The 23,509-nt window shown below is 71.6% G+C and carries 19 protein-coding genes; 1 reads left to right on the top strand and 18 read right to left on the bottom strand.

Annotation, left to right across the window (positions count from 1 at the left end):
- Window positions 1–2: 2 nt before the first annotated feature.
- Genes TBU01S_RS10860 through TBU01S_RS10780 form a run of 18 tightly spaced genes read right to left on the bottom strand, consistent with a single transcriptional unit; the run spans window position 3 to window position 22,105 of the window.
- On the bottom strand, window positions 3–1,916 hold the full coding sequence (locus TBU01S_RS10860; RefSeq protein ID WP_068636665.1) for a hypothetical protein: 1,914 nt from the start codon (window positions 1,914–1,916) through the stop codon (window positions 3–5).
- On the bottom strand, window positions 1,913–3,595 hold the full coding sequence (locus tag TBU01S_RS10855) for a hypothetical protein (protein ID WP_068636664.1): 1,683 nt from the start codon (window positions 3,593–3,595) through the stop codon (window positions 1,913–1,915). Before TBU01S_RS10855 ends, TBU01S_RS10860 begins: the two co-directional genes overlap by 4 nt.
- A 19-nt stretch (window positions 3,596–3,614) precedes the next feature.
- Window positions 3,615–6,128 (bottom strand): coiled-coil domain-containing protein, encoded by a 2,514-nt coding sequence (locus TBU01S_RS10850; RefSeq protein ID WP_068636663.1) that lies wholly within the window; start codon window positions 6,126–6,128, stop codon window positions 3,615–3,617.
- A gap of 9 nt (window positions 6,129–6,137) precedes the next feature.
- Window positions 6,138–7,106, bottom strand: a complete 969-nt coding sequence (locus tag TBU01S_RS10845) for a hypothetical protein (RefSeq protein WP_068636662.1) — start codon at window positions 7,104–7,106, stop codon at window positions 6,138–6,140.
- Between the two features lie 21 nt (window positions 7,107–7,127).
- The gene (locus tag TBU01S_RS10840; protein WP_068636661.1) at window positions 7,128–9,602 is read right to left on the bottom strand and encodes a phage tail protein; all 2,475 of its coding nucleotides are present in this window, start codon (window positions 9,600–9,602) and stop codon (window positions 7,128–7,130) included.
- A 10-nt stretch (window positions 9,603–9,612) separates the two neighbouring features.
- Window positions 9,613–11,805 carry a putative baseplate assembly protein gene (locus TBU01S_RS10835; protein ID WP_068636660.1) on the bottom strand — a complete coding sequence of 731 codons (2,193 nt, stop codon included), beginning with the start codon at window positions 11,803–11,805 and terminating at the stop codon, window positions 9,613–9,615.
- A gap of 41 nt (window positions 11,806–11,846) precedes the next feature.
- The gene (locus TBU01S_RS10830) at window positions 11,847–12,242 is read right to left on the bottom strand and encodes a GPW/gp25 family protein (RefSeq protein ID WP_068636659.1); all 396 of its coding nucleotides are present in this window, start codon (window positions 12,240–12,242) and stop codon (window positions 11,847–11,849) included.
- On the bottom strand, window positions 12,239–13,894 hold the full coding sequence (locus TBU01S_RS10825) for a hypothetical protein (protein WP_174524528.1): 1,656 nt from the start codon (window positions 13,892–13,894) through the stop codon (window positions 12,239–12,241). Before TBU01S_RS10825 ends, TBU01S_RS10830 begins: the two co-directional genes overlap by 4 nt.
- Window positions 13,888–14,529 (bottom strand): phage baseplate assembly protein V, encoded by a 642-nt coding sequence (locus TBU01S_RS10820; protein WP_068636658.1) that lies wholly within the window; start codon window positions 14,527–14,529, stop codon window positions 13,888–13,890. Before TBU01S_RS10820 ends, TBU01S_RS10825 begins: the two co-directional genes overlap by 7 nt.
- Window positions 14,526–15,575, bottom strand: a complete 1,050-nt coding sequence (locus TBU01S_RS10815; protein ID WP_068636657.1) for a phage late control D family protein — start codon at window positions 15,573–15,575, stop codon at window positions 14,526–14,528. Before TBU01S_RS10815 ends, TBU01S_RS10820 begins: the two co-directional genes overlap by 4 nt.
- Window positions 15,562–15,729 (bottom strand): hypothetical protein, encoded by a 168-nt coding sequence (locus TBU01S_RS23845; protein WP_157659126.1) that lies wholly within the window; start codon window positions 15,727–15,729, stop codon window positions 15,562–15,564. The genes TBU01S_RS10815 and TBU01S_RS23845 overlap by 14 nt, the downstream gene beginning before the upstream one ends.
- Window positions 15,726–16,415 carry a CIS tube protein gene (locus TBU01S_RS10810; protein WP_068636656.1) on the bottom strand — a complete coding sequence of 230 codons (690 nt, stop codon included), beginning with the start codon at window positions 16,413–16,415 and terminating at the stop codon, window positions 15,726–15,728. The genes TBU01S_RS23845 and TBU01S_RS10810 overlap by 4 nt, the downstream gene beginning before the upstream one ends.
- 11 nt (window positions 16,416–16,426) lie before the next feature.
- On the bottom strand, window positions 16,427–16,888 hold the full coding sequence (locus TBU01S_RS10805; protein ID WP_068636655.1) for a phage tail protein: 462 nt from the start codon (window positions 16,886–16,888) through the stop codon (window positions 16,427–16,429).
- Complete coding sequence (locus TBU01S_RS10800; protein WP_068636654.1) at window positions 16,881–18,491, bottom strand: hypothetical protein; 1,611 nt, start codon at window positions 18,489–18,491, stop codon at window positions 16,881–16,883. Before TBU01S_RS10800 ends, TBU01S_RS10805 begins: the two co-directional genes overlap by 8 nt.
- A 4-nt stretch (window positions 18,492–18,495) precedes the next feature.
- Entirely contained in the window at window positions 18,496–18,954 is a 459-nt protein-coding gene (locus TBU01S_RS10795) for a phage tail protein (RefSeq protein ID WP_068636653.1), read from the bottom strand.
- Between the two features lie 18 nt (window positions 18,955–18,972).
- On the bottom strand, window positions 18,973–20,709 hold the full coding sequence (locus TBU01S_RS10790; protein ID WP_068636652.1) for a phage tail sheath family protein: 1,737 nt from the start codon (window positions 20,707–20,709) through the stop codon (window positions 18,973–18,975).
- A 38-nt stretch (window positions 20,710–20,747) separates the two neighbouring features.
- Entirely contained in the window at window positions 20,748–21,515 is a 768-nt protein-coding gene (locus tag TBU01S_RS10785; RefSeq protein WP_068636651.1) for a hypothetical protein, read from the bottom strand.
- Window positions 21,512–22,105 carry a Pvc16 family protein gene (locus TBU01S_RS10780; RefSeq protein WP_068636691.1) on the bottom strand — a complete coding sequence of 198 codons (594 nt, stop codon included), beginning with the start codon at window positions 22,103–22,105 and terminating at the stop codon, window positions 21,512–21,514. Before TBU01S_RS10780 ends, TBU01S_RS10785 begins: the two co-directional genes overlap by 4 nt.
- Window positions 22,106–22,442: 337 nt before the next feature.
- On the opposite strand from TBU01S_RS10780, the gene TBU01S_RS10775 reads away from it, so the two are divergent.
- On the top strand, window positions 22,443–23,474 hold the full coding sequence (locus TBU01S_RS10775) for an extracellular catalytic domain type 2 short-chain-length polyhydroxyalkanoate depolymerase (RefSeq protein ID WP_245650896.1): 1,032 nt from the start codon (window positions 22,443–22,445) through the stop codon (window positions 23,472–23,474).
- The last annotated feature ends 35 nt before the right edge of the window (window positions 23,475–23,509 follow it).

The raw sequence follows: 23,509 nt of genomic DNA, 5'->3' as shown, positions 1-23,509 counted from the left end.
GCTCAGCCCCGGTCGGCTCCGCTGATGCGCAGCGCCGTGCTCAGGATCGCGGCCGGCTCCCGTTCCAGGCGCGGATCGAGGATGCTGGCGACCGAGGCCACCGTGCCCTGGCCGTCGTGATCGTCGACGCGCAGCGTGGCGATGACGCGCTGGCTGTCGTCGAAGAGCTGCAGCAGCGTGCCCGGCGCAGCCTCGCGGTTCAGCGTCAGGCGCAGCGCGTCGCCGAGGCGGAAGCGGCCGGGGAGGGTCTTGATGCTGCCCTGGACGAGTTGCTGCGGGTCGTCGCTGGCGGCGAGCAGCAGGCAGGCGCGCACGAGGTTGCGCATCGCGCTGCGCGCGGCGGCGGAGGCATCGGCGTCGAGCTGGCGGAACCACCAGGCGACGAGTTCGACCAGCGTGCGCACGCCGTTGAAGTCGCGCTCCTCGGCGCTGGCGAGGCCGGGCCAGCGTTCCGGGCTGTCGACCGCCAGGCGGTTGGCCTCGGCGGCCGTCGCCCAGTCGAGGCGGATGGACGGCGAAATGGCGCGCAGGCGGGCGAGCAGGCAGCCGGCGGCGGCGTCGAGGCGCTGGTGCAGCGCCCGCGCCGGCTCGCGCAGCAGCGGCGACGGAATGGCGAGCAGGTCGTCGAGCGCGAGGATCGCGCTGCCCTGGCGCTGCAGGTCCGTCAGCGCGGCGGCGTCGAAGGGGCGCATCGCGACTTCGCGCACCAGCGCATCGTTCTGCTGCGCCAGTCCGGCGAGCACCGGCGTGGCGAAGGCGGCGGCTACCACCGTGCGGTTCAACTGCAGCGCGAGCTTGTGCCGGCGCGCATCGACGAGGCCGGCGAGGATCTCCCGCCCCGGCAGTAGATGGCCGAGCGGGCGCAGGCCCGCCCAGTCGCCGGCTGGGATGGCGTAGACCGCCTCCATGAAGGGCAGGAGCGCGGCGGGCAGCGCGGTGTCGCGCCCGGCGCAGCCGGGCACCAGGTCGTCCGGGCTGGACGGGCGCAGGTCCAGCGGATCGGGCAGCGTGCGGCCGAGCGGGGTCTCGCGCACCTTGACGTAGAACAGGCCGAGATGGCTTTCGATGATGCGGCGGCGCTCGGCATGGGCGGCCTCGACCTCGCGCCAGTGCTCGGCCAGCAGGCGCTGCGCGACGGCGTAGTCGTCGAGAGCCTCGGCGCGTTCGCGTTCGCGCACGTCGAGCTGGCGGATCTCGCCGGGGATGTCGGCCTCCAATGCCGCGAGCCGGGCGCGCAGGTCGTCGACGGTCTGCTGGTGGCGGCGGCGCAGCGTGATCAACGCGCCGCGCAGCGCCTCGATCTTGGCGATGTCGTCGGCGATGGTCTTGCCGGCCGAGAACAGCGCCGATTCGTCGTTGTGCGGCGTGCCGTCGGGCCCGGCCTCTCCCGGCTTGGCGAGTGCGCGGTCGAGCCGGGGGCGCAGCAGCAGGCCCGCGGCAGAGTGCAGGTCCGGGGCGATGCGCAGGCGGAAGGCGGGCGCCTCCCTGTCGTCGGCGATGACGCCGAGGCGGCGCAGTTCGGCCGGCTGCAGGTGGTCGTCGAGGAAGTCGCAGACGCGGTCGATCAGCGACTTCGCCTGGTTCCGGCGGGTGTCGGCCTTGTCGCGCAGATCGAGCAGCTCGCGCTGCACGTTCAGGAAGCTGTCCTTGATCGGATTGACGTGCGACAGCACGCCCTTGCCGGTGGAGGGGGCCTTGTTGAAGACCGGCTCGGTGAGCGGTTCCTTCGGCTGGGAGAATTGCAGCGGCAGCGTGCCGAGCGCGGCGAGCGTGCCGGCCGAGAGCAGGCTTTCCTGCTGCAGGACGCCGGAGAGCAGGGCGTTGGTGGTGAAGGCGCCCGTCTGCGGTGTCGTTGCAAGCTTCTGTTCGTTGACGTTCACCGTTCCGCTGGCGAAGCTGTTGAAGAGTTCGCTCATTTCGGATTCTCCGTCCTGACCACGGGGGTGAACCGGGCCGTCGTCCAGCGCACCAGTTGCGCGCCCAGGCCGTCGCCGGCCACGCCGCCGGCGAGCGCGCTGAAGGACACCGTCAGTGCATCGAGCTGCTGGCGCTGCAGGCCGAGGAAGTCATTGACCTCTTCGAGCAGGCGGAAACTCTGGTCCAGCGCGGCTTCCAGATGGCGGATGTCGTCGCGCAGCTTTTCGCGCTGGAACAGCAGGCCGTCGCCGTCGGGCGCGGCGGAGGCGACGCTGCCGTAGTCTTCCGGCGCGGGATGCGGTTCGGCGAGGTGGCTGGCATAGGGCTCGGGCAGTTCTTCGGGCGGCAGACTGCCGGCGCGGTCGCTGACGAGCTTGTTGCGGTAGTGCCCGGGATCGGGCGGCGGCGAGGCGATCAGCCCCGGCGCGCGCAGGGCCTTCAACTGCGCGGCGGAAAGGCCGTGGAACAGCGCGTACCACTGCTGCTTCCATGCCTCGTATGCGCGGGTGGCCGTTTCCGCGCGGCGGAACAACTCGTCTTCCAGCCGGGTGTCGCGCTGCGGCAGGTCGAACAGGTCGCGGCGGTAGTCGAGGTCGGGAATCGCCAGCAGCAGGCGGATGCGCTCGCCCAGGCCGTGGATCAGGTCGACGCTGCCGCGCGGAAGTTCGTCCGTGACCACGCCTTCGATGGTGCCCGCCGGCACCGGCGCAAGCTCGACCTGCAGGTCGGCCGGCAGGAAGGCCAGCGACGGCGCCCTGGCCGCCGGATCGCGCAGCAGCGCGGCGGGCAGCGGTCCGGCGGCCGGTAGGTAGTCGAGGCCCAGCAGCTCGGCGAGGGTCTGTGTCGGCACGTCCGGCAGCGGCGCGGCGTGGGCGCGCTGCCAGGCTTCGAGGGCCGCGACCGTGTGCGCGAGCAGCGTGTGCGCGGCAGCGTCCGGTCCGGCCAGCAGCCGGCCGGCGAGCGGGTCGAACCACACCGGCAGCCGGTCGACGATCTTGACCAGCCCCAGCGGCACCGCGCCGCTGTCGGCGCGGAACGGCGCTTCGCGCAGCAGGCGGACGCCGATGCGGTTGGCCGCGCGCGCCTGCGGCATCGCCATCAGCCGCGGGCTGCCGGAGACGCGCTGCAGGCCCAGCAGGCTCACGGTCTCGATGCGCCGCTCGGCGAGCGGGTCGGCTTCGGTACGGGTGCAGGGCTCCTGCGCGGCCCTGTCGTCGATGGGCTCGACCGCGCTGCGTATCGTCAGCAGAAAGAGGCCGTCGCGCAGTGGGCTGTCCTGGTCGCGTTCGGCCTGCGCGGCGAGGTCGGTCCAGGCCTGGTCGAGCGGATGGAAGAGGCGGATCAACTGCCCCGCGGCGCCGACCGCCAGGCCCGGCTGCACGCGCACGCGGGTGTCCGCGCCGCTGCCGGAAAAGGCCGTGGCCAGGCCTTCGACGATGCCGGGCGCGAGGCTCGCCAGCAGCGGCGCGATGCGGTCGTCGACATAGGCCTGCAGGCGCTCGAACTCGCGCTCGCCGAGCGCGCGGCCGGCAAAGAGGTTCAGCCGGCGCGGGTCGCCGGCGCGCCGTTCCGGTTCGTGCAGGCGGATGGACGGCGGCACGCGCGGCAGCAGCGTCAGCGCCGGGCGCGAAGCCAGTGCGGCGAGCAGGCCGGGCGGCAGGAAGGACGTGGTGGCCATGATGTGCTTCTCCTTGCCGTCAGCCGATCAGCGACTCCCACAGCCTGATCTGGGCCGCGGCCAGTCCGTAGTTCTTGCCTTCGGCGACGAAGAACTTCGGCAGATCGACGTCGCCGCCGCTCTTGAACAGGTGCTCGCGGAGCTTCTCGAAGTGCGCGACATCGGCCCTGGCGATGGCCTGCATGCTCGGCCACAGCGCCCGCTCGGTGCGGCGCTCGGCCAGGCCGACGATCTGCACCGCGGCCAGGCGCGCGCTGCCGTCGGCGCCGATCAGCGCGTCGGCAGCGGCGGCGGCCTTGATGCCGGCTTCGTCCGCGCCGCGCGTCCGGGCGAGGATTTCGAGCGACAGCATGGTTTGCAGGTCGGGCGCGCGCGCGGCCTCCAGCTTCAGCTTCTCGGCTTCCGCTTCCGCTTTGGTCGCCCGGCCTTCCAGTGCCGTGCGTTCGGCGCCCAGGGCCTTGTTGTCGCTTGCCGCCTTGTCGAGCGCGGCCTGCATTTCGGCGATGCGCGTACTGCCCCTGGCTTCGCGTTCGAGGCTGGCTTCGAGCCGGGTGCGCGCATCGGCGAGTTCGGCACCGGTGCTGTCCTGCGTCCTGAGCGCGGCTTCGATGTCCGCCTTCAGCTTGTCGATTTCCTCGCGCGCGGCCTTCAGATCGGCATCGGTACCGCCTGCCGTTTCCAGCCTGATCCTGGCCTCCCTCAGTTCGGCCTCGAGCTGGGCGATTTGCAGTTGCGAGGCCTTCAACTGGGCGGCAAGCGTGGAGCCTTCCCTGTCCAGCGCGGCGGATCGGGCGCGTTCGTCGTCGAGCATCCCGGAAAGCTCGTCGATGCGCCGCTTCACCGTCTCGTCGATTGGCGAGGCGGCCGTCTTCAGGCGCTCGATCTCGGCGCGCGCGGCGTCGAGATCGGCTTTCAACTTGTCGATCTGCGCGCTGGTGGCTTCGAGTGCATTGGCGAGCACGGCGGCGTTGCGCTGGTCCGATCTCAGCGTCTCGATCTCCTTCCGCGCAGCCTCCAGCGCCAGCGCCAGGCGCTCGATTTCGGCCAGCGCATCGGCCAGGCGCTGGTCGCCGCCGAGGGCGACCGCCTTTTCCAGTTCGGCGATGCGGATCTTCAGGCGCGCGGCTTCGGCTTCCAGCGCGCCGCGCGCTTCCTCGGCCGTGTCGGCGGCTTCGAGGGCGGCGTCCAGTTCGTCTTCGAGCCGGGCGGCATCCGGCGGCAGGGCCGCGGAGGGCGGCGGCAGCGTGGTGCCGAGCGCCAGCACGACGGCGCTGACGGCGGTTTCGGCGGTGCGCGGCGGCCGGCGCACGTAGAGGATTTCGTCCGGATTCGCCTCGGCCCAGATCGCGCGCCAGACGTCAGCGTCGGTATCGATGCGGTGGATGGGGGGCTGCGGCAGCACGCGCAGCGCGAGGCGATCCAGGCGCGCGAGGCGGCCGAGCGCGCGCGGCACGGCCTCGGCCGGCGCTTCGAGCTGGCGGGCGCGCAGCGCGAAGGCCGCGTCGCTCATCGGCACCAGCACCATCACGTCGCAGTCGGCGTCGCGTTCGAGGTCGATGGGGGCGAGATGGGCGGAATCGGCCAGCACCGCGGCCAGTTCGCTGCGGCGCAGCGGCGCGATGCTGACTTCGAAATCCTTGGGGAAGAACTGCTGGCGGCCGCCGACCGGGTCGATCGAATCCTGCGGCAGCGAGCCCCAGGGCGGCAGCACGCGGAAGTACTGGCTGGCGGCGAAGGCGCCGCGCAGTCCGCTGCTGCGCCGCGCCGCGAGCACCGCCTGCAGCAGTTCCTGGTAATGCGCGGCGAGATCCTGCTGGATCGCGTTCGGGGTGTTCAGCGCGCGCTGCGGCCGGCGCAGCAGGCCGCGGTCCAGCCACAGGATGCGGCCGCGCTCGACGGCGATCAGGCCCAGCGCCACGGCGTCGTCGGACGGCAGCGCGAGGCGTTCGCCGCTGCCCAGCAGCTCGCGCGCGAGGTTCGCGCGCACCGCGATCTCGTCCTGCTGCGGCAAGGGCAGCGGCAGCGGGACCAGGCGCAGCTCGACGCCTTCGGCCCATGCGGAAACATGCGGCGTGCGCGGCGCGGAAAGATCCTTCGGGTAGGCCTCGGCGATGCCGTCGATCATCTCGGCGTGCGTCAGCGCCAGCGCGTACAGGCCGCGCGCATGGCTGCGGAAGCGGCCGTCGTTGAGGGTGGCGATCAGGCCGCTGTCGAGCAGGTCGATGGTCAGCGGCGTGTCGTTGAGCTGCAGCACGCGGCCGGATGGCGCGATCGCGATGCCGGGCGCGACTTCGAGCACGTGGCCGGACTTCAGGCTCGGCTCCAGCCCGCGCACGATGCCGGCGCCGAAGACCTGGCCGAGTTCGAGCAGGCGTTCGTCGAGGTAGATCTGGTCGCGGTTCAGGTCCGAGGCCTTCAACAACTGGCCGTCGAAGTAGTTGGTGCGCGACAGCAGCGGGTCGATGCTGGAGATGCGTTCGCCGGCCGCGTTGGTCGTGCCGGTGCGCAGCGGGGTGAAGTGGATGGTGGCCATGGCGGCTCCTTACGCGCGGATCAGCCGGGCAAGCGCGGCGGCATTGAACAGGAAGGGGCGCACGAGGTTGTCCACCTCGATGCGGCGCGGGTTGACGACGAGGCCGGGCCCGAGCTCGGCCTCAGACTCAGACTCAGACCCGGGCGCCGGCGGCGTCAGGCGGATCGCGATGCGCGCGAGCAGCGTGCGCGCGAGCAGCGCCGGCTCGGTCAGGAAAGCCTGGCGGGCAACCAGCGCCTGGTTGTCGTCGCCGAGCGAATGCAGCAGGCGGGCGCCGAGTTCGAGCTGGCCGCGCGCGCCGCCGCTGGCGGCTTCGATGCGGCTGCGCTCGCTTTCGCCGAGCCTGTCCTCGATCTCGTCGAAGGGCCGGATGCGGGCATGGGCGGCGAAGAGGTGTTCGTCGTCGGCGACGTCCTGCGGGCGCTCGGCGGCCAGTTCGAACAGCACGCAGTCCGCGACCCGGCTGGGCTGCACCGGATCGGTGCCGGCATTGATCCCGGTCGCCAGCACCGGCTGCAGGCCGCTGGCGCAGTCCTGGTAGCGCATCGTGACCTTGAGCCACAGCAGGTTGCCGGGTTCGTCATAGCCGTCGCGGATCAGTGCGCCCCACGCCGCCTCGTCCTCGAACTGGGCGGTGAGCCAGGCGCCGAGATCGACGCAGTAGGGCTCGGCGGCGCTGACTTCGCGGCCGAGGCCATCGACGCCGATGCCGGGGCTGACGACCAGGCGCACGCGCACGTTGTCGGTGTCGTTGCCGGGGTCTTCCGCGCGCATGCTCACGCGCAGGCCGGCCACGGTGCCGGCGCCGTGCAGCCAGTAGCCGTGGCGCGTCGCGCGGCGGCGGTGGTAGTCCTGCTCGGCGCGCGTCGCTTCCAGCCCGAGCAGCATGCCGGGCTGGTGGCTCACGCGCTTCAGCGCCTCCTCGAAACGGCCGTCGCTGGCGAGGCTGGCATCGCAGTTGTCGTCGGGCTTGCTCATGCCCTTCTCCTTTCTGGTCCTTTACGGTCCGTCACCGGCGCCCGCCCCGACGGCCACCGCATGCTCGGGGTCGAGCGCCACAGGGTTGTGCAGCAGATCGCCGCGGCCCAGGCGCGTGCGCTCGAGCACGACGCGGCCGGACGGCGGCCGGGTTTCCAGCCAGGTGTCGATGCCGAGCAGCGGCGACAGGCCGAGCACGAAGGGGTGCTCGCTGCTGCGGACGGCCCATTGCACGGTCGCCGGCACCAGCGCCGGCAGCGCATCGCGCACCACCGCCTGCAGGCCGCGCGCCGGGCCGTGCAGGATCACCGTCAGGCGCCGCGAGGCTTCGTCGAAGAAGCGCTCGACCACCGCCGCTTCGCCCTGGCGTTCGGCCACTTCCGGCGCGAACAGGGCGAGGAACTCGCGCGCCATGTCGTCCGACAGGATCAGGCTGTCGCCGACGATGCTGTTGCCCGACTGCCCGGTGCCCAGCGTCAGCGGATGGCCGCGGTCGTCCATGTCGATGCCGAGGAGGGTCGCCATCGTGCGGCGCAGGCGGAAGTGCTCGACCGGGATCACCGCGCCGCGCGCGACCGCGCCGTCGGTCAGGATGTCGAGCGCCAGCAGCAGCCCGCGATAGCTGCCGTGCGTCTGCTGCAGCGCGCCCTGGGATGCGAGCCAGCGGCGGCGGCGGGCCTCGGGCCAGTGGCCGGGCAGGGCGGTGCCGAGGACATGCGCCAGCCAGGGCAGGTGCGCGGCCGGCGCCGCCGCCGGATCGACGAGGATTTCGCTGGCGGCGATGCGGTCCTCGAGCGGCGTCAGTACGCCCTCGAAACTCGCCAGCAGGCGTTCGCGCAGGTCCGCGCCGTTGGCCGGCACCCCGTCCGCCACCTCGTCGGCATTCGTGGGCTGCGGGCGTTCCTGCTGCTGGAAGTGGTCCGGCAGATAGTGCGTCTGCCACGAAAAGCGCGGGTAATACACCCGCAGCGCGAAGATCGCCGGGCTGTGGCGGCCGTCGCCGTGCAGCGTGAGGCGCAGCCGCAGGTAGCGGCCGCGCACTTCGCGCACCGCGCCGGTGCCGCGCTGGAGCAGCACTTCGTACAGGCCGGCATGGGGATCGTCGGGCGGCGCGCGGCCGGGCGCGAACGGCAGCTCGGACGGCTGCGGATTCCGCACCGCCTGCGGCTGTTCGATCCACTCCGCCGGCAGCCGGGCGCGGTCGTCGCCGGCCTGGACGGCAATGTCGATGCGGCAGCCGGGCGGGATGCAGGCGTCGAGATAGAGCCGGTCCCACAGCGTGTCGGGCATCGCCGAATCGAGCATCTCGCTCAGCGTCACCGTGCCGGATGGCGCGAAGTGGGCCTGGGCGAGGCGGTAGAGGCGGATCGGGCCGTCCTTGGTGAGTGTGCAGGGATGGCCGTCGCGGCGACGGACGAAGCGCGCCGCCGCGGGCAGCGCGGCTTCCGAGCGGCGCGGCCAGCGCTCGGGCACGGCTTCGGCGCGGGCTTCTTGTGCGCTGCTTTCGCTGCTTTCCTCGCCGTCGTCCGCCAGCGCGAAGAGCGGGCAGTCGCGCCGCCGGCCATGCTGCTCGCCTTCCTCGAACGGCATCAGCAGCAGGAAACGGCCCGCGCCCGGCGCGGCGATGTCGGTGGCGAGCGGCAGCCCGGCCGGCAGGCGATGGATGCGGAAGGCGGCGGCGGGGCCGGCGGCGAGCGGACGGCTGAAGACCTGCATCAGCGGCGCATCGTCGGTGCTGTCCGGACGTTCGGCGAGGATGTAGAGGCGTTCGCCGTCGGCGGCCAGGCCCAGCAGGCCGCGGTGCGGCGGCAGCGCCACGTCCCACAGCAGGCGCAGCGGATCGGGGTTGGCCTGCAGCGGCTCGAAACGTTCCGGACGGCCGGCGTAGCGCCGCGGCAGCGGGGCGCCGGCGGCGAGCCCGAGCCGCGTCTCGCCGAGCAGCCAGACGCGGTCGGCGCCGCTCGCCGCTTCGACGCAGGCGTGCCGCGGCGCGAACGCCAGCATGCAGTGCGTCTGCCAGCGGCGGCGCAGATGCACGGCAGTGAGGCCGTGCGCCGTGCCGCCGTCGCTCCACGGCAGCGCGACCACGCCGCTGCCGCCGAAGGCGAGGTCGGTGAAGCGGCCGTGCGGGGCGTCGACCGGGTCCAGCAGCAGGGATTCGAGGTCGGGTGCGCCGGTTTCGGCGTCGTCGAGCGCGGCGAGTACTGGCTGCCACTGAGCTGGCTGCCTCTGCGCCGGCGGCCAGGCGAGCGCGCATTCGAGGCGCAGGCCGTCGTCCGACAGGCGGCCGAGCTGGCCGTGGTCGTCGATCATCCACGGTGTCGCCGCGGCATGGATGTCGCGCGCGCGCGCCGGCGGCAGCTGCGGAATCCTCGCGCCGTCCTGGCGCGTCAGCGTGAATGCGCGCTGCTCGGCATCCCACGCGCACTGGCGGCTCGCATTGCGGAAATCCGCGGCGCCGTCGAGGAGCAGGAAGCGCGTGCCGTTGCTGTTCATCGCCGTGTCCTCAGCAGAGGTCGGGAATGACCGGGACCGGCACCGCCCGGCTGCCGCCGTCCGGCGCCGGCGCGCCGGGGCCGAAGCCGCGCGGCGGCGCGGGGCGGTCCTCGCCCGGACGGATCGCGACCGCCATCAGCTCGGGAAGCTGGAAGTCCAGCAGCGGCAGCGCCTGCGCGCCGCTGAGTTCCAGCCAGGCCGGCGCGTCCTGCTGCGGGTCCTGGTAGAACAGGCGCAGCGCGTTGACGGCCTCGACGCCCTCGACCCGCCCGGCCTGCGTGCGCAGTTCGTTGATCTCGACCGCCTTGCCGCGCGGCCAGCCGGCAGCGCGCGGGCCGCCTGGCGGCAGCGCCCACAGGTAGCGCAGCAGCGCGCGCTCGACTTCGGCATGCACCTGCTGCTCGGTGGCCGGATCGACGACCTCGAGCGACAGCGCGACGGCGACCGGCACGAACTGCGGCGACAGCACGTACAGCTCGGTGCCGAGCATGCAGCGCGCCGACAGGTAGTCGTACACATCGGTCAGCAGCCCGGCCTTGGGCCGCGGCGCGGCGGCCAGCGCCTGCGGCGCGGGCGGCAGCACGAATACGCCGACCACGCCCGGCACGCCGCGGCGCACCGCCTTCAGGCTGGCGCCGGGGAAGAAGCCGGCGACCGCTTCGGCGCGCGCCACCGGATTGATCGGGTTGTCGCGCGCGAGCACGCCGTAGTCCTCGGCGGTGACGGCGCGGTCGCGGTGGCCGAGGAAGGCGGGGATGCGGCGTTCGGCCTCGTCCAGCGTCTCGGCATCGACGCCGCCGCGCGTCGGCCATTCGTGGCGCAGCGCCAGGCGGGTGCCGCCGCCGTGGATTTCCTTGATGCTGCCGGCCGGCAGGTTGCCGCCGCTGCCGCCGCCATGGCGGTAGAAGGCGGCGCGGATGCGTGCGTTGGCGGGCGGGCGCTTGCCGCGTATGCCGTCGCCGAAATGCACGCTGGCGCTGGCCGCATCGACGGTGAAGACGGTGTCGTCCGGCCCGCTGCCGGCGAAATGCGCCACCTGCGTCCACGGCTGGAAGGCGCGCAGGTGTTCGACGTCGACCTGCACGCTGGCGGCGTCCACGTCCGCGTGCGGCAGTTCGAAGCGCTGGTCGGGGCGCCCGTTGCCGGCGCCGAGCATCACGTCGCGCGCGATGCCCTGGCCGATGACGTCGACCGCATTGAGGCCGATGTAGCCCAGGCTCAGCGCCGCTTCGTCGGCGCAGGACAGGCGCAGCCAGAACAGCAACTGGCCGGGGCGCAGCTCGGCGGGGGCTTCCGGCGGCGTGTCGCCGAGGCCGGCGAACTGCGGATCGAGTGCGCTGGCGGCGCGCAGCAGTTCGGCGTTGCGCGGCAGGCGCAGGCGCGCGACGCCGGTGCGGCGCCCGCCCGCCGAGCTGTCGCCGACGACTTCGAGCGGCAGGTAGCGCACGCTGCCGGGCGCGCCGTCAGGGTCGGGCCACCAGGCGAGCTCCCAGTCCAGCTTGCGCGGGCGCAGGCCGGTGGCGAGCTGGCCTTCGAGTTCCGTCAGCGGCGCGAGGCCGACGTTGAGCACGATGCCGGCCAGATCGCGCCGCAGCAAATCGGCCTGGGCGATGAAAGCGGGTTTGGCGAGCGCGATGGCGAGATGGAAGGCGCCGTCGCGCGTACCGGCGGTGCTCAGCGCGTCGCGCCCCGGCACCAGCGTCAGCGGGCGGAAGGCGGCGGGTTCGACGCCGTACTGGGCGCGCAATTGTTCGAGGCTGATGCCTTCGGCGGCGAGCGCGGCGTCGTCCAGCGTGTGCTTGACGAGGATGTGCAGCGCGAGCGGCGTGGGCTGGACTTCGCCGACGGTGGAAAAGCTCGTGCTGCCGGCCTTGAGCAGCGATTCGGCGGCGAGCAGCGGCGGCAGCGCGCGGTTGGCGGCATCGATGCTGACGATGCCGGCGGCCGGGCGGGCGGGGCGCAGCGGAATCTGCAGCAGGTTCAGGAAGGCGCGGCGCTGGCGCTCCGGAATCTGGTTGGCGCGGTAGATGATGGTCTCGGTGAGCCAGGCGAACAGATCGACCAGCGCGTAGACCGGGTCGCCCGGCGCCAGCGGCGCCATTTCCGGCACGTGGCGGGCGAGGCGGGCCTGCAGCTCGGCGACGAGCTCGTCGAAGCGGCGGTCGTCGAGGTCCGGAACGGGAAAGTGTGTGGGAAGCGGCATGTGTTCGGCTCCCTGTCATTGCGTCGTGGTCTTCATCTGCCTCAGCCCAGTTCCAGTGCGAGCGCGAAGGTCTCGCGGCGGCCGTCGGCCAGCAGCCGGTAGCGCACTTCCAGAGTGACGTGGGAGAGGCGTTCGCCGTCGGGCACGACGCGCACCTCGTCGATGCCGACGCGCGGCTCCCAGCGCGCCAGCGCGCGCCGGGCGGCGTCCGCGATCAGGGCGCGCGTGGTCTCGTTGTTGGGGTAGTGGATGAAGTTGCGGATGCCGGCGCCGAACTCCGGGCGCATCAGCCGCTCGCCCGGCCCCGTCAGCAGGATGTTGAGCATCACTTCGCGCACGCTGGCGTTGCCGCGGCGCCACGCGGGGCGGCCGTCGGCGCCGAGGCCGCTCAGCAGCGGGAAGCTCGTCAGCAGGGATTCCGGCGTCGGCATCTTCATTTTCCTTTCAGCGCTTTCAGGCACAGCCGGGGCAGGGCGATGAAGACCCATGGCAGCCAGCCGAGAAAGAGATTCAGCAGGTTGATGACGACCATCAGCAGCAGCATCGCGCACAGCGTGATCGCCGGCAGGCTGAAGCCGAAGCTCCAGCAACTGCCCGAACGGTTGCCCGGGCCGCCTTCCTTCATGTCGATGCCGGGCTGGATCCTGCGCATCACGTCGGCGAGCGATTTCGATGTGAGCAGCGCGACGCCGCGCGGCAGGCCGCGTTTGAAGTCGTCGAGCGAAGGCAGCACGATCGTGGTCGGGCGCTGCGCCTCCGGGTCGAAGGGCGAGGCGACGCGGAACATCCGGCTCGCCGGCCCCCAGGCGACGCGCTCGCAGCCGCAGTCGTCGGCCCAGCGCACGAAGGGCAGGGCGACGAAGCGGTCGCCGTCGGTCTGGCCGTAGCGCGGCAGCGCCAGGCCGTCGTCGAAGCGCACCTGGGCGCGGGCCAGGCGCAGCGCGACGAGGCTGCGCAGGTCGGCGGCCTGCTGTTCGGAGATGGCGAGATGGTCGTTGCGCGTCTGGTTGCCGCCGGCGGGCAGGGCAGCCGAGCCGGGTATGGCGTCGTGGCGGGCAATCCGTGCGAAGAGCGTGATCAGGCCTGGCGCACTCCGGTCCAGCCATGCGAGTACCGTCTCGCCGGACACCTGAACGGGCCGAGGTATCAGGCTGTCGTCGACGATGCGCCATTCCAGCGTGTGGAAGCGCAAGCTGCCGAGCAGCGCGCGCAGTCCGGCGTTGTCGGCGTCGGCGGCGTCGTGAACCTGAAACTGCGCGATCAGCGTCTGCAACAGTTCGATGAAGCCGGCGGTCGCGATGCCGTTCGTGACGAGCTGCCCGTCGTCTGCGCTCCACGCCTTCTCCCCCCGGCTGCCGAGCGGCCAGGCGTGTTCGAGGCCGAAGTCGGGCGCCTGGTCGCCGCTGGCCTGCGGCAGCGGCGTGTCGGCGGCTTCGCGCGCGCTGCCGCCGAGCGGCAGGTAGCCCCACAGCAGCGTGTGGCTGCGCACGATGCCGCGGGCGTCGCGGCGGCGCACCAGCAGCGGGTGCAGCGGCGTGACCTCTTCGCCCGAATAGGGCGGCTCGGGGAAGCGCTGCGGCAGCAGGCCGCGGGCGGTGAGGCGGTGCACGTCGTCCGGGTCGTGGTCCGGGATCGGACCGCCGCGCCAGCCCAGCGGCTGGCCGTCGGCGATCATCCAGCGCTGCGGCGGGCCGTCGGCGGGCATGCGGCGCACCACCATGCCGGCGCCGAGGATCTTGTTCGGGTCGAAGGCCGGCGCGCCGGGGATCGCGCACTGCACTTCGGCGCAGACGACGTAGAAACTGCGGTGCATCGGCAGGCGCAGCGTCGGCTCGTTCTTGAAGCGGCCGAAGCGGTCGGCGCCGAACCAGGGCTGCGCCGCCATGCCGGCGAGGCGGCCGGCGTGGGCGTCGTTGAGGAAGCGGGCGACGAAATCGTCGTCCAGATAGCGGTGCAGCGTCGGGCCGTCGCCGGCGCCGGCGAAGAAGGGCGCGGCCACGCGCGGCGGGTGCGTGCCCGCGCTGGCGGAGAATTTCGGTGCGCGCCGGGATTGTTCGGCCAACAGCGCGTCTTCGACGGTGGTCACCATATGTTCCCCGCTCCCGGCGTGTAGCTCGCCGACACCACCGAGTTGCTGATCAGGGTGTCGCACTGCACGACACCGGAAAACTTGCTCAGCCCGGCATCGACCTTGACCATGCCGGCCGACACCGTGAGCTGCGCGGCCTCGATCTTGACCTCGCCGGCGCTGCTCACCTTGATGCTGCCGGGCGACATCTCGACCTTTTCGCCGCCTTGCTCGACCGTGACCTTGCCGCCGCCCTGGTCGGTGATCGTGAGGTGGTTGCCGGCCGGCGTTTCGATGCGGACCCTGGGTTCCTGGTCGTCCAGCAGCACCTTGATGCCGGCCGGGCTCTGGATGAAGTAGCGTTCTTCCACCGGCTCGGCATCGCCCGGCTGGCTGCCGCCGCCGCTCCACACCGCTCCGAGCACGATGGGCAGGTCCGGGCTGACGAAGGCGACGACGACCTGTTCGTCCACGCGCGGTAGCAGGCTGACGCCGTAGCCGCTGCCGGCGCCCGGCACCATCACCGCCGCCCAGGTTTCCAGGCCGCTTGCCGGCAGGCGCAGCTTGACGCGGCCGCGCTGTTCCGGATCGGCGTTGTCGAGCACCACACCGAGGTGCAGCTCGTGCAGGGAGCCGGGGCTGTGATGTGTGCTCATGGATTCCAGTCCGGACGTTCGACGCGCAGCCGGGTGGACAGGCCCTGGGTGTTGTCGAAGTGGTGCCAGCATTCGGTGACGCGGTAGCGGCCGGCCAGCCGCGGCGACACGCCGGCCAGCTCCACTTCGCGCCCGGCACGCAGTTCCGGCGTGCCGGTGCACACGATCTCGCCGTGCAGGAAGCGTTGGGCGTCGCGGCGGAAGGCGCCGCGGGCGAGGGAATCGGCCTCGGCCTGCGAGCGCGGGAAAGGGTGGGCGCGCGGCGAGCGGCCGTCCCAGCCGAGCTCGGCCAGCGTCGCCGCGGCGGTGCGGCCGGAGGGCGCGGGGGCGAGCGCGGCACTGCTGCCGCTGGCCGCGGCATCGTCGGCCAGGTTGTAGCCGTCGGCCAGCACTTCGCGCGGCTGGCGGTTGAGGTCGGCGATGATGCGGACGCGGCGGGCGTTGGTGCCGGGGTCGAGATGCACCGGGCTGGCGTCGGCCTCTTCGGCGCGCGCGCGCAGGCGGCCGTCCTGCAGGCGCAGCGGAATGTCGTGCGGCCCCAGCATGCGCAGCAGGAAGGCGAGATGGCTTTCGTTGTGCTGCAGCCAGTCGGCGCTGCCGGCGTCGATGCTGACGTCGGCCTGCAGGCCGGCATCGCTGGCGATCGCGCGCACGACCGCGTCCAGGCCCTGGTTCTCGAACACGCGGCTGGCGCGGCTGCGCGCGAGCTTGTGCAGGGCGTCCTCGGCGAGGATCACGAGCTGGGGCGCGCCGTCGCCGTAGCGCTCTTCCAGCGCGGTGATGTCGCCGGAGAAGATGGCGCTGCGCGCGGTCTCGCCGAGCACGATGTCCAGCCGGCTGCCCAGGCGCAGGTACTGGAAGCCGAAATCCGCCGTGCCGCCGCTGTTCGGCAGCCAGTTGATCAGCCGCAGCTCGGCGCTCGCCATGCCGCTGGCCGGCAGACGCACCGACAGCGCGGCCGCCGCCTGGCCCAGCGCGGCGAGCACGCTGCCGTCGATGCTGAGGCGCGGACGGGCGCTGACGAGGGCGGCATCAGTCGATGACAAGGCGGGCCTCCCGCTCGCGCGCGATGGCGAGCAGATCGAACAGCGTTTCGCCCGGCTGGCCTTCGGGCGGGCGGGCGTCGGCGCCCGTACCCTGCGCGGGGCTGGGTTCGGGCTGGATCTCGGCCAGCAACTCGTCGATGATCACCGGCATCATTGGCCTCCGAATGGAATCAGCAGCGCGCCCGGCGATGCGAAGCGCGGGTTGTCGAGGGCGTTGAGGTCGGCCACGCCGCGCCAGTCGCGCGGGTTCCGTCCGGCCGCTTGCGCCGCGCCCGCGGCGCTCTGGCCGCCGGCCGCGAAGCCGGGACGGGCGGCGGCCTGCACCGACGGGTCGAGCGCGAACTGGTAGCGGTCTTCCTTGAAGGTCAGCGCCAGCGTCGCGCGCAGCGGAATGCCTTCCGGGGCGAAGAAGTCGAGCGTCTCGGAATAGCTCGACAGCATGCCGGTGAACTGGAAGCTGCCCCACTGGAAGCGGCAGCGCGTGGGCGCCTTGGGGCGCTCCGATTCGGCATCCTGCGGTTTCATGAAGGCTTCGGCGATGCGCTTGGTGAGCGTGCGGACATCGGTGTTGGCGGCCACCGTCTCGCGCTTGTCCGTGCCCAGTGCGGCGGTGACGCTGGTGTCGAACACCAGTTCCACCGCGAGCGTGGATTCGCTCTTGTCCACATACTGCGCCGCCGCGCCGCTGCCGCCCTTGTTGTCGGCCTTCAGCGTGTTCGACAGCGTCACGCGCAGCGTCGCCGGGTTGAACTGCACGTCGATGTGCTTGCTCTCGTCGGTCTCGACCTGATCGCCGTTCATCGGGATCAGCTTGGCGCGGGCGATCTGCATGGCGGGCATGGGCGGTCTCCTCAGACGTGTTCCAGTTCCAGGCCTTCATGCACGAGCTGCAGCTCCTCGATGGCGACCTGGCTGGCGGTCGAGGAGAGATCCGGGCCCTTGAACCTGGTCGGCAGCGCGTTGGTGATGCGCCAGCGCAGCAGCGGCGCGTCCGGCCTTTCGGGGTGGAACACGTCGATGGTGCCGTTCATGCGCAGCGCGTGGTTGGCCTGCCGGGTGGAGACGTCGAACCAGCGCCACAGGTCGGCGACCGCGGTGATGCCGCGCTTGAGGACGATGGGGGCGAAGGTCGTCGGGCCGGCGAGCTGCACTTCGCCCCAGTTGCGCCCGCCTTCCTTCAGTGCCTTCGGCGCCATCGTCGCTTCCAGCCCGCTGACTTCGCTGAAGGCGCCTTCGCACAGCAGGCTGCCGCCCTCGCCGTCGTACAGCGCGACGTGGAAGCGGAAAGGGATGAATTCGGCATGCTCAGCCATCGAGCGCCTCGATGCGTGTGTCCGCCCCGCTGGCGTGGCGGTCCTGCAGGAAGGTGATGCGTATCCGGTCCAGCGGATAGGCGAGGGCGGCTTCGATCTCGAACGCGAGCGTCGATTCGGCCTGCGGCAGTTGCCGGATGCGGCAGGCGTCCTCTGGGCTCGCGCCGCGCAGCGCGCCGGCCGCATGCAGCCGGCCGAAGAAGGCGTGCAGCGCGATCTCCACCCGCGGATCGCGCGGATCGACGTCGAACGCCAGCCGTTCGCCCAGCGTGCGCAGTTCGCGCCGCAGCCAGCCCATGAAGCGCATCGCCTCGGCCGAGTACCAGTGGCCCAGGGCGCGGGTGGCGGCGTTCATGCGGTCGAGGTCGGCAGCGGGCAGGCAGGGCGCGCACAGCGCTTCGTCGTCCACCTGCAGTTTTCCGGCGCGCATCAGCAGCACCGTGACGCCCGGGTCGTCCCGCAGATCGGCCGCGCGCTGCTGCGTGACCGGCGGCCAGGGCTGCAGCATGCCGGGCAGCGGGCGTCCGCCGATCGAGCGCCAGGCGCCGAAGCGCTGGGCGACGCGCGCCTGCATGCCGGCGACGAGCCCGCAGGGCGAACCGAGTGCGCGGTCGTCGCCGCGCAGATAGGGCCAGACGAACTGCAGGTGGCGCAGCCGGCGGAACTCCGCGCCGTCTTTCACGTTCTCGTCGTCCGTCGCGTCGGGGGCGGGCCTGCCGCGCAGCCGATCGAGGAATGCGGCCGCAGGCGCGGGCAGTTCGTCCTCGGGCCGCGAGTCGAGCGGCAGCGCGAGCAGGCACTGCAGGTCCGGCCGCAGCCGCGCCAGCGTGCGCGCGATGCCGGCGACGATCCGGTAGGCGTCGGCGGTTTCGCCCGCGGCCGGCATCTCGTCCGGGTTGCGGCGTTCGCGGTGGGTGTCGTCGATCTCGGTGCCGCAGGGCAGGAACACGGGGGCGGGATTGGCGAGCCGCAGGCGCGGCACGTCGGGCAGCGCGGCGGGCACCAGCAGGCGTTCCAGGTCGGGCAGCGCGACGATGCCGGCGCGCGGCACCAGCAGCGCGTGCTCGAAGGCGCCCAGCGTGTCCGGCCCGGCCAGGTCGGCGCCGGGGCGCGGCAGGAAGGCGTGGATGCCGTCGCGCTCGGGCACGCGGATGATCCACAGCGTGCGGGTGTCGGGTATGCCGGCATCGGCATTGCTGGGGCCGCCGCCGGCGAAGAAGTCCTGCACCGCCAGCGGCAGCCAGGCCGTGCGCCCGGCAAGGGTGCTGCGATAGCCGGTGCCGGTATCGAAGGCGAACGGGAACAGGGCCTGGAAATGGCCGAGCGAGCGGATCGGGATCGGCAGCCGGTACAGCGCGAGCAGGTCGGCATCGTCCGCAGCGGCCAGTTCCGGTTCGTCGAAGAGCTGGCGCAGCCGCTCGACCTGCCTGGCGAAGCCCAGCGCCTCGATGTCCGCCAGCACGACGGCGTCGCGCGCGAGCCGCTGCCACTGCGCGCCGCCGTCGGGCGACGGGCAGTGGCCGATCATCACGACTTCGACGGGCGCGAGCCGCCCCGGTTCGGGGCGGGCGTCCAGTTCGATGCGGCGGTCGGCGAGCAGCACGGCTTCATTCCTGTTCGATGGTCTCGACCGACAGCACCAGTTCCTCGATGGCGACGTCGCCGCCGCCCTTGGCGGTCAGCGTCGGCCCTGTCCATTTGATCGGGATCGCGCCGCGCAGCTTCCAGGTCAGCACGGTTTCGCTGCGGTCCTCGGACTGCAGCTTGATGGCGATGTCGCGCTTGGCTTCGGAAATCTTCCCGGTACGGCCCAGCTCCAGCCACTCGTAGAGGTTCTGCGCGCCGATCACGCCGCGCTTGAGGGTGACGTCGCCGGCCTTGTGGATGCCCGGCACCTTGCGCACGTAGTTCACGCGGTCGTTGCCGGCGCGGTATTCGGCGATCGTGACTTCGGCATTGAGGCCCGACACTTCGGAGAAGCCGGCGCGCACCTCGCTGCCCTGGCCGGGTTCGAGATCGACGAGGAAATTGAACGCCGAGTAGGGGGTTTCACGGAAAGTGGCCATGACTCTGTTCTCCGGTTTTCAGGCGTCGGCGGTCTTCTGGCCGATGCGGAAGATCACGAATTCGGCGGGCTTCAGCGCGGCGACGCCGACGAGGCACACCATGCGGCCGTTGTCGATGTCGTTCTGCGTCATCGTCGAGCGGTCGCAGCGCACGAAATAGGCTTCCTTGGGCGTGCCGCCGAGCAGCCGGCCGTTGCGCCATTCGGAGAACAGGAAGTCCTCGACGCTGGAGCGGATGTTGGCCCACAGCGCCTCGCCGTTCGGCTCGAACACGGCCCACTGGGTGGATTTCTCGATCGAGCGTTCCAGGTAGAGGAAGTAGCGCCGCACATTCACGTACTTCCATTCGGGATCGCTGGCCAGCGTGCGCCCGCCCCACACGCGGTGGCCGCGCCCGGCGAAGGAGCGCAGCACGTTGATGCCGTTGGGGTTGAGCAGCTCCTGCTGGAAGGCGTTGATCTGCTGGTCGAAGCGCAGCGCGCCGAGCACGACCTCGTTGGCCGGCGCCTTGTGCACGCCGCGGTCCACGTCGGTGCGCGAGTAGATGCCGGCGATGAAGCCCGAAGGCGGCACGGCGATGTCGCGCCGCGTGCCGGCCGGATCAGGAGCCGGGTTGGGGGTGACGACCCAGGGGTAGTAGAGGGCGAGGCGGGAGTCGTCGAAGTTGCCGGCGAAGGCGCGCACTTCGCCGATGCTCTGGTCCTTGCGCGAATCGACGACGCCGATGCGATAGCGCATGCGGCGGCAATGCTTCTGCACTTCCAGCACGACGGCCTTGTGCACGTCCTCGGGGGAGGCGGCCGCGGCGGGCGTCATGACGATGGACACGTCCTCGATGTCTTCGAGCGCCTTCAGGCCGGTGCTGCCCCTGACTTCGTCGGTCTTGCCGGCGTAGTCGATGGCCGTGGGCTCGCCGCCGTCCGAACCGCCTGCGAGGGTGATCAGGTAGCGTGGGCCATCGAGCGAATTGGCCGGGGGGGTGATGGCGGCAGAATCGCACAGCGCGATCAAGGCGCTCCGGATCTGTTCCTCGCTTGCGTCCGTCGGCTCGATGGAGGCTGCGATCGGCGAACTCAGCGCTTCGGCTCGGCGCTCGGGCTCGGCCGGAAGAGCCGCGGCAAGACTGCCGGGGCCGTCAGCGGCGATGGACAGTTCCCCGTAGGTGTATATGACTTCGCCGTCCTTGCCGCCGCTGCGCACGTCCAGATCGAAGTGGCGCAGGGCGGCGTCGCGCCAGCGCAGCTCCAGCGTGTATTCGCCGGCCTTGCCGGGGAAGCGGCTGAAGAAGCTCACGATGCCTGCCGCGCTTTCCGCGTCGTCGGTGTCCTCCGCGTCTTCGGGCGGCTCGGGAGGCTCAGGGTTCTCGGGAGGTTCGGGAGGTTCGGGGGTTTCGGTGTCGTCGACATCCTCCGTGTCATCCGCGTTCTGCCGGGTGCTTGCGGCCCTGGGCTGGGTTCCGTCGGCCGCCACGCGCACGACGAAAAGCTGCTTGCCGCCGTTGTCGAAGAAGGCCCGCGCCGCATGCGCGGTGTAGTTGGGCACCGCGGCGCCAGCCGTGCCGATGGCCAGATCCTGCGCGTCGCCGTAGATGCGCTCGAACTCCGCATAGCTGGTCAGCACTTCCGGCAGGCCGCGCAGCGGGCCGCTGCGGGTCGGCCCGACCAGCGCCGCGACGCTGGTGCCGACGCCCTCGATGGACTTGTTGCGGAAACTCGTCTCCTCGACGAAGACGCCAGGTGCAAGGTACTCGGGCATGTCGCTTCTCCTTCGCGGGCGTTGCGCTTGTCGGGCGTTCAGGGAAGCCGCAGGACGAGGGCATCCCGTCCCGGGCTGGCAAGGGTGGCGATGCGCCCCGGCGCAAGGTCCACCGTGAGTTCGGTCTTGAATGCGGCGTTGCCGCTGCCCGTGCCGCGTACCTGCGCGGCGGGCAGCGTGTCGGGATCCGTGCCATCGGCGGCGGCACGCAGCGTCAGCGTGGCGGGGTAGGTTTCTGCCGGCGCATCCCTGGTCAGCGAGGGCAGGCGCTCCAGCGACAGGCGGAACTCGCCGTGCGCGTCGCTCTGCGCGATGAAGTCGAGCGGTTCGGCGAGCGGCGGGGCCACGCGCAATGTCAGCAGTACCCACGGCACCGGCGTGCCGTCTTCGCGCAGCGTGCGCCCGTACAGGCCGCCGGCTCGCCCGAAGCGCGTCCCCAGCGGCGAGCGGAACAGCCCCAGGCGGCGCCCTTCGCGCCTTCCGGCGTCGAACGCGAAGCGCCGCGGCAGGAAGATTCCGGCGCGGTCGCGCACCTCGCCGGCGAGCGGGTACAGCGCCTCGTCGGGCGGGGCCAGCTCGGCCGGCCCTGCCTCGCCATCGATCACCAGGCGCATTCCCTCGGGTTCCCGCCGCCACAGCACGGTGCCGGCCGTCTTGTGGATCAGCTTCAGATCCGGCGGCGCCTGGGTGAGGCGCACGTCGAGGTCCTGCGCCGGCAGCGTGCGGCGCGCGACGGCCTGCGGGCCGCTGGCGTCCACCCATTCGATGAAGTCGCTGGCATGCAGCACGAGGGTCTCGGCGATCATCGCGTGCGCGCTCCGTCGTCCATCGGGAACACCAGCGTGCGCACCGGCGGGCCTTCGGCGGGGTCGATGTCGGGGGCGAGGCGCACCGTCTTGACCAGATAGGGCGCCGACAGGCGGTAGTCGCCCGGCAGGCTGTCCCACAGCCGCATCAGGTCTTCGGTGCTCATTTCCTCGGGCATCACCTGCACGCTGTCCTCGTCGCCCCACGAGGGATCGGCAAGACTGAGGTCGCCGCTCGTCAGCGGCAGGCCGCCGCCGACGATGCGGATCGCCGTGGAGAGGTATTCGATTTCCTGTTCGGTATGTGTGCACCACGCGATCAGCAGCAGGTGCAGGTTCACCGGCAGCTCGGGGCGCGGCAGGCGGCGGCCCTCGACGGCGGGCAGGTGGCGGTTGCGGCTGAAAGGGTCGACCGAAATGCGGTGCAGGTACAGCCCCAGCGTATCGGTGTTCGGCTGCGGCGTACCGGCCAGCGTGTGCGAACCCAGGATCTCGACCTGGGGGTTGCCGCCCAGCCGCACCGCCATGCGAATCGCCAGGCGTTCGCGCAGCGCCTGCAGTACCGCGAGGATTCCGTGGTGCGAAGCCAAGCTGTTCTCCCCTTTGAGCCGGCGTGAGCTTGCGAAACGGTGCTGCGACGAACGGATCATTCCTGCCTGTTGCAGGATGGATACCGGGATGTCGTGCGAGAGGAAGCCGAGGAGGTCCCGATGTGGGTCAAAAAGCCACACTCTGATCGTAGTGCGGGAATGCCGAATGTCGAGATAAGAATTTCTATTGAAATGGCTAGAACTTTGTTGCCGTATGCATGGACTGCCGCGAGCCGTGGAGGCACACTTCCGCGAGCGTCGGCTCGTCACGGAGCCGTTTCATGCCGATTGTTTTTGACGATGGAGGTGGTGAATGGGGAGCAGGTTCTTTCGTTCCATGCTGTTCGGGAGTGCGATCCATTGCCTGATCGTTTTCAGCGTGCAGGCCGCTCCGCCCTTGCCGGCGCTGGGCGCCGACGCGAATGCGGTGACGGTGTCGGGGATTTCGTCCGGTGCCTACATGGCGGTGCAACTGCAGGTCGCACATTCGCAACTGGTGAAAGGGGCGGGCGTGATCGCCGGTGGTCCCTACGAGTGCGCCCAGGGCAGCATGTGGCGCGCGCTCGGCAACTGCATGGAGCCGTCTACGCCGGCCAGCGTGCCCTCTGCGCGCGACACCGACTCACGTATCCAGGCGCGTGCCCGCGCCGGCCGCATCGACGACCCGGCAGGGCTGGCGGACGACAAGGTGTGGGTGTTCTCCGGCGGCGGGGACCGCACGGTCGAGCGGCCGGTGGTCGATGGATTGGTGGCCTTCTACCGCAGCCGCCTGCCGCAGGACGCGGTGCAGTACGTGCAGCACGACAATGCCGGGCACGCGATGATCTCGGTGGCCGATCCGGCGGCGAATGCCTGCGAGACCTCGGCGCCGCCTTTCATCAACCGTTGCGGCGAACTGGATGCAGCCGGCGAACTGCTGACACAGCTGTACGGACCGCTGGCGCCGCGCGTGGAGCGCCCGGCAGGCGAAGTGGTCGCCTTCGACCAGAGCGAATACACCGGCATCGCACCGTTCGAGCTGAGTATGGCGGATCAGGGCTACGTCTATGTGCCGCAGGCCTGCCGCGAGGGCGGCTGCCGGCTGCATGTGGCGCTGCACGGCTGCCGCCAGACCGAGGGCCAGATCGGCCGGCGTTTCGTCGATACGGCAGGCTACAACGAGTGGGCCGATGGCAACCGGATCATCGTCCTGTATCCGCAGGCAGCGGCGCGCAGCGGCCTGGCCTTCTGGTCCTTGCGCTGGGTGTACAACCCGAAGGGCTGCTGGGACTGGTGGGGCTATACCGGGCCGGAATACGCGACGCGAGACGGCGGCCAGATTCGCGCCATCCGCGCGATGCTCGATCGCCTCGCCGAATCCCCCAGGTAGCCGCCGGGCGGGACCCGGCGGCGGGGCAGGGAGAG

The organism is Thauera butanivorans NBRC 103042, from assembly GCF_001591165.1.
In the GTDB taxonomy this organism is placed as follows: domain Bacteria; phylum Pseudomonadota; class Gammaproteobacteria; order Burkholderiales; family Rhodocyclaceae; genus Thauera; species Thauera butanivorans.
The sequence above is the reverse complement of the archived record's forward strand: the minus strand, read 5'-3'. Positions and strand labels throughout refer to the sequence as shown.

What these genes read in the sequence shown, in the direction of transcription:
- TBU01S_RS10855 (WP_068636664.1), bottom strand. Translation starts at nt 3,595, where the DNA reads ATGGCCACCACGTCCTTCCTGCCGCCCGGCCTGCTCGCCGCACTGGCT.
- TBU01S_RS10845 (WP_068636662.1), bottom strand. Translation starts at nt 7,106, where the DNA reads ATGAGCAAGCCCGACGACAACTGCGATGCCAGCCTCGCCAGCGACGGC.
- TBU01S_RS10820 (WP_068636658.1), bottom strand. Translation starts at nt 14,529, where the DNA reads ATGAGCACACATCACAGCCCCGGCTCCCTGCACGAGCTGCACCTCGGT.
- TBU01S_RS10790 (WP_068636652.1), bottom strand. Translation starts at nt 20,709, where the DNA reads ATGCCCGAGTACCTTGCACCTGGCGTCTTCGTCGAGGAGACGAGTTTC.
- TBU01S_RS10825 (WP_174524528.1), bottom strand. Translation starts at nt 13,894, where the DNA reads ATGGTGACCACCGTCGAAGACGCGCTGTTGGCCGAACAATCCCGGCGC.
- TBU01S_RS10810 (WP_068636656.1), bottom strand. Translation starts at nt 16,415, where the DNA reads ATGCCCGCCATGCAGATCGCCCGCGCCAAGCTGATCCCGATGAACGGC.
- TBU01S_RS10840 (WP_068636661.1), bottom strand. Translation starts at nt 9,602, where the DNA reads ATGAACAGCAACGGCACGCGCTTCCTGCTCCTCGACGGCGCCGCGGAT.
- TBU01S_RS10860 (WP_068636665.1), bottom strand. Translation starts at nt 1,916, where the DNA reads ATGAGCGAACTCTTCAACAGCTTCGCCAGCGGAACGGTGAACGTCAAC.
- TBU01S_RS10785 (WP_068636651.1), bottom strand. Translation starts at nt 21,515, where the DNA reads ATGATCGCCGAGACCCTCGTGCTGCATGCCAGCGACTTCATCGAATGG.
- TBU01S_RS10805 (WP_068636655.1), bottom strand. Translation starts at nt 16,888, where the DNA reads ATGGCTGAGCATGCCGAATTCATCCCTTTCCGCTTCCACGTCGCGCTG.
- TBU01S_RS10775 (WP_245650896.1), top strand. Translation starts at nt 22,443, where the DNA reads ATGCTGTTCGGGAGTGCGATCCATTGCCTGATCGTTTTCAGCGTGCAG.
- TBU01S_RS10795 (WP_068636653.1), bottom strand. Translation starts at nt 18,954, where the DNA reads ATGGCCACTTTCCGTGAAACCCCCTACTCGGCGTTCAATTTCCTCGTC.
- TBU01S_RS10835 (WP_068636660.1), bottom strand. Translation starts at nt 11,805, where the DNA reads ATGCCGCTTCCCACACACTTTCCCGTTCCGGACCTCGACGACCGCCGC.
- TBU01S_RS23845 (WP_157659126.1), bottom strand. Translation starts at nt 15,729, where the DNA reads ATGATGCCGGTGATCATCGACGAGTTGCTGGCCGAGATCCAGCCCGAA.
- TBU01S_RS10850 (WP_068636663.1), bottom strand. Translation starts at nt 6,128, where the DNA reads ATGGCCACCATCCACTTCACCCCGCTGCGCACCGGCACGACCAACGCG.
- TBU01S_RS10830 (WP_068636659.1), bottom strand. Translation starts at nt 12,242, where the DNA reads ATGAAGATGCCGACGCCGGAATCCCTGCTGACGAGCTTCCCGCTGCTG.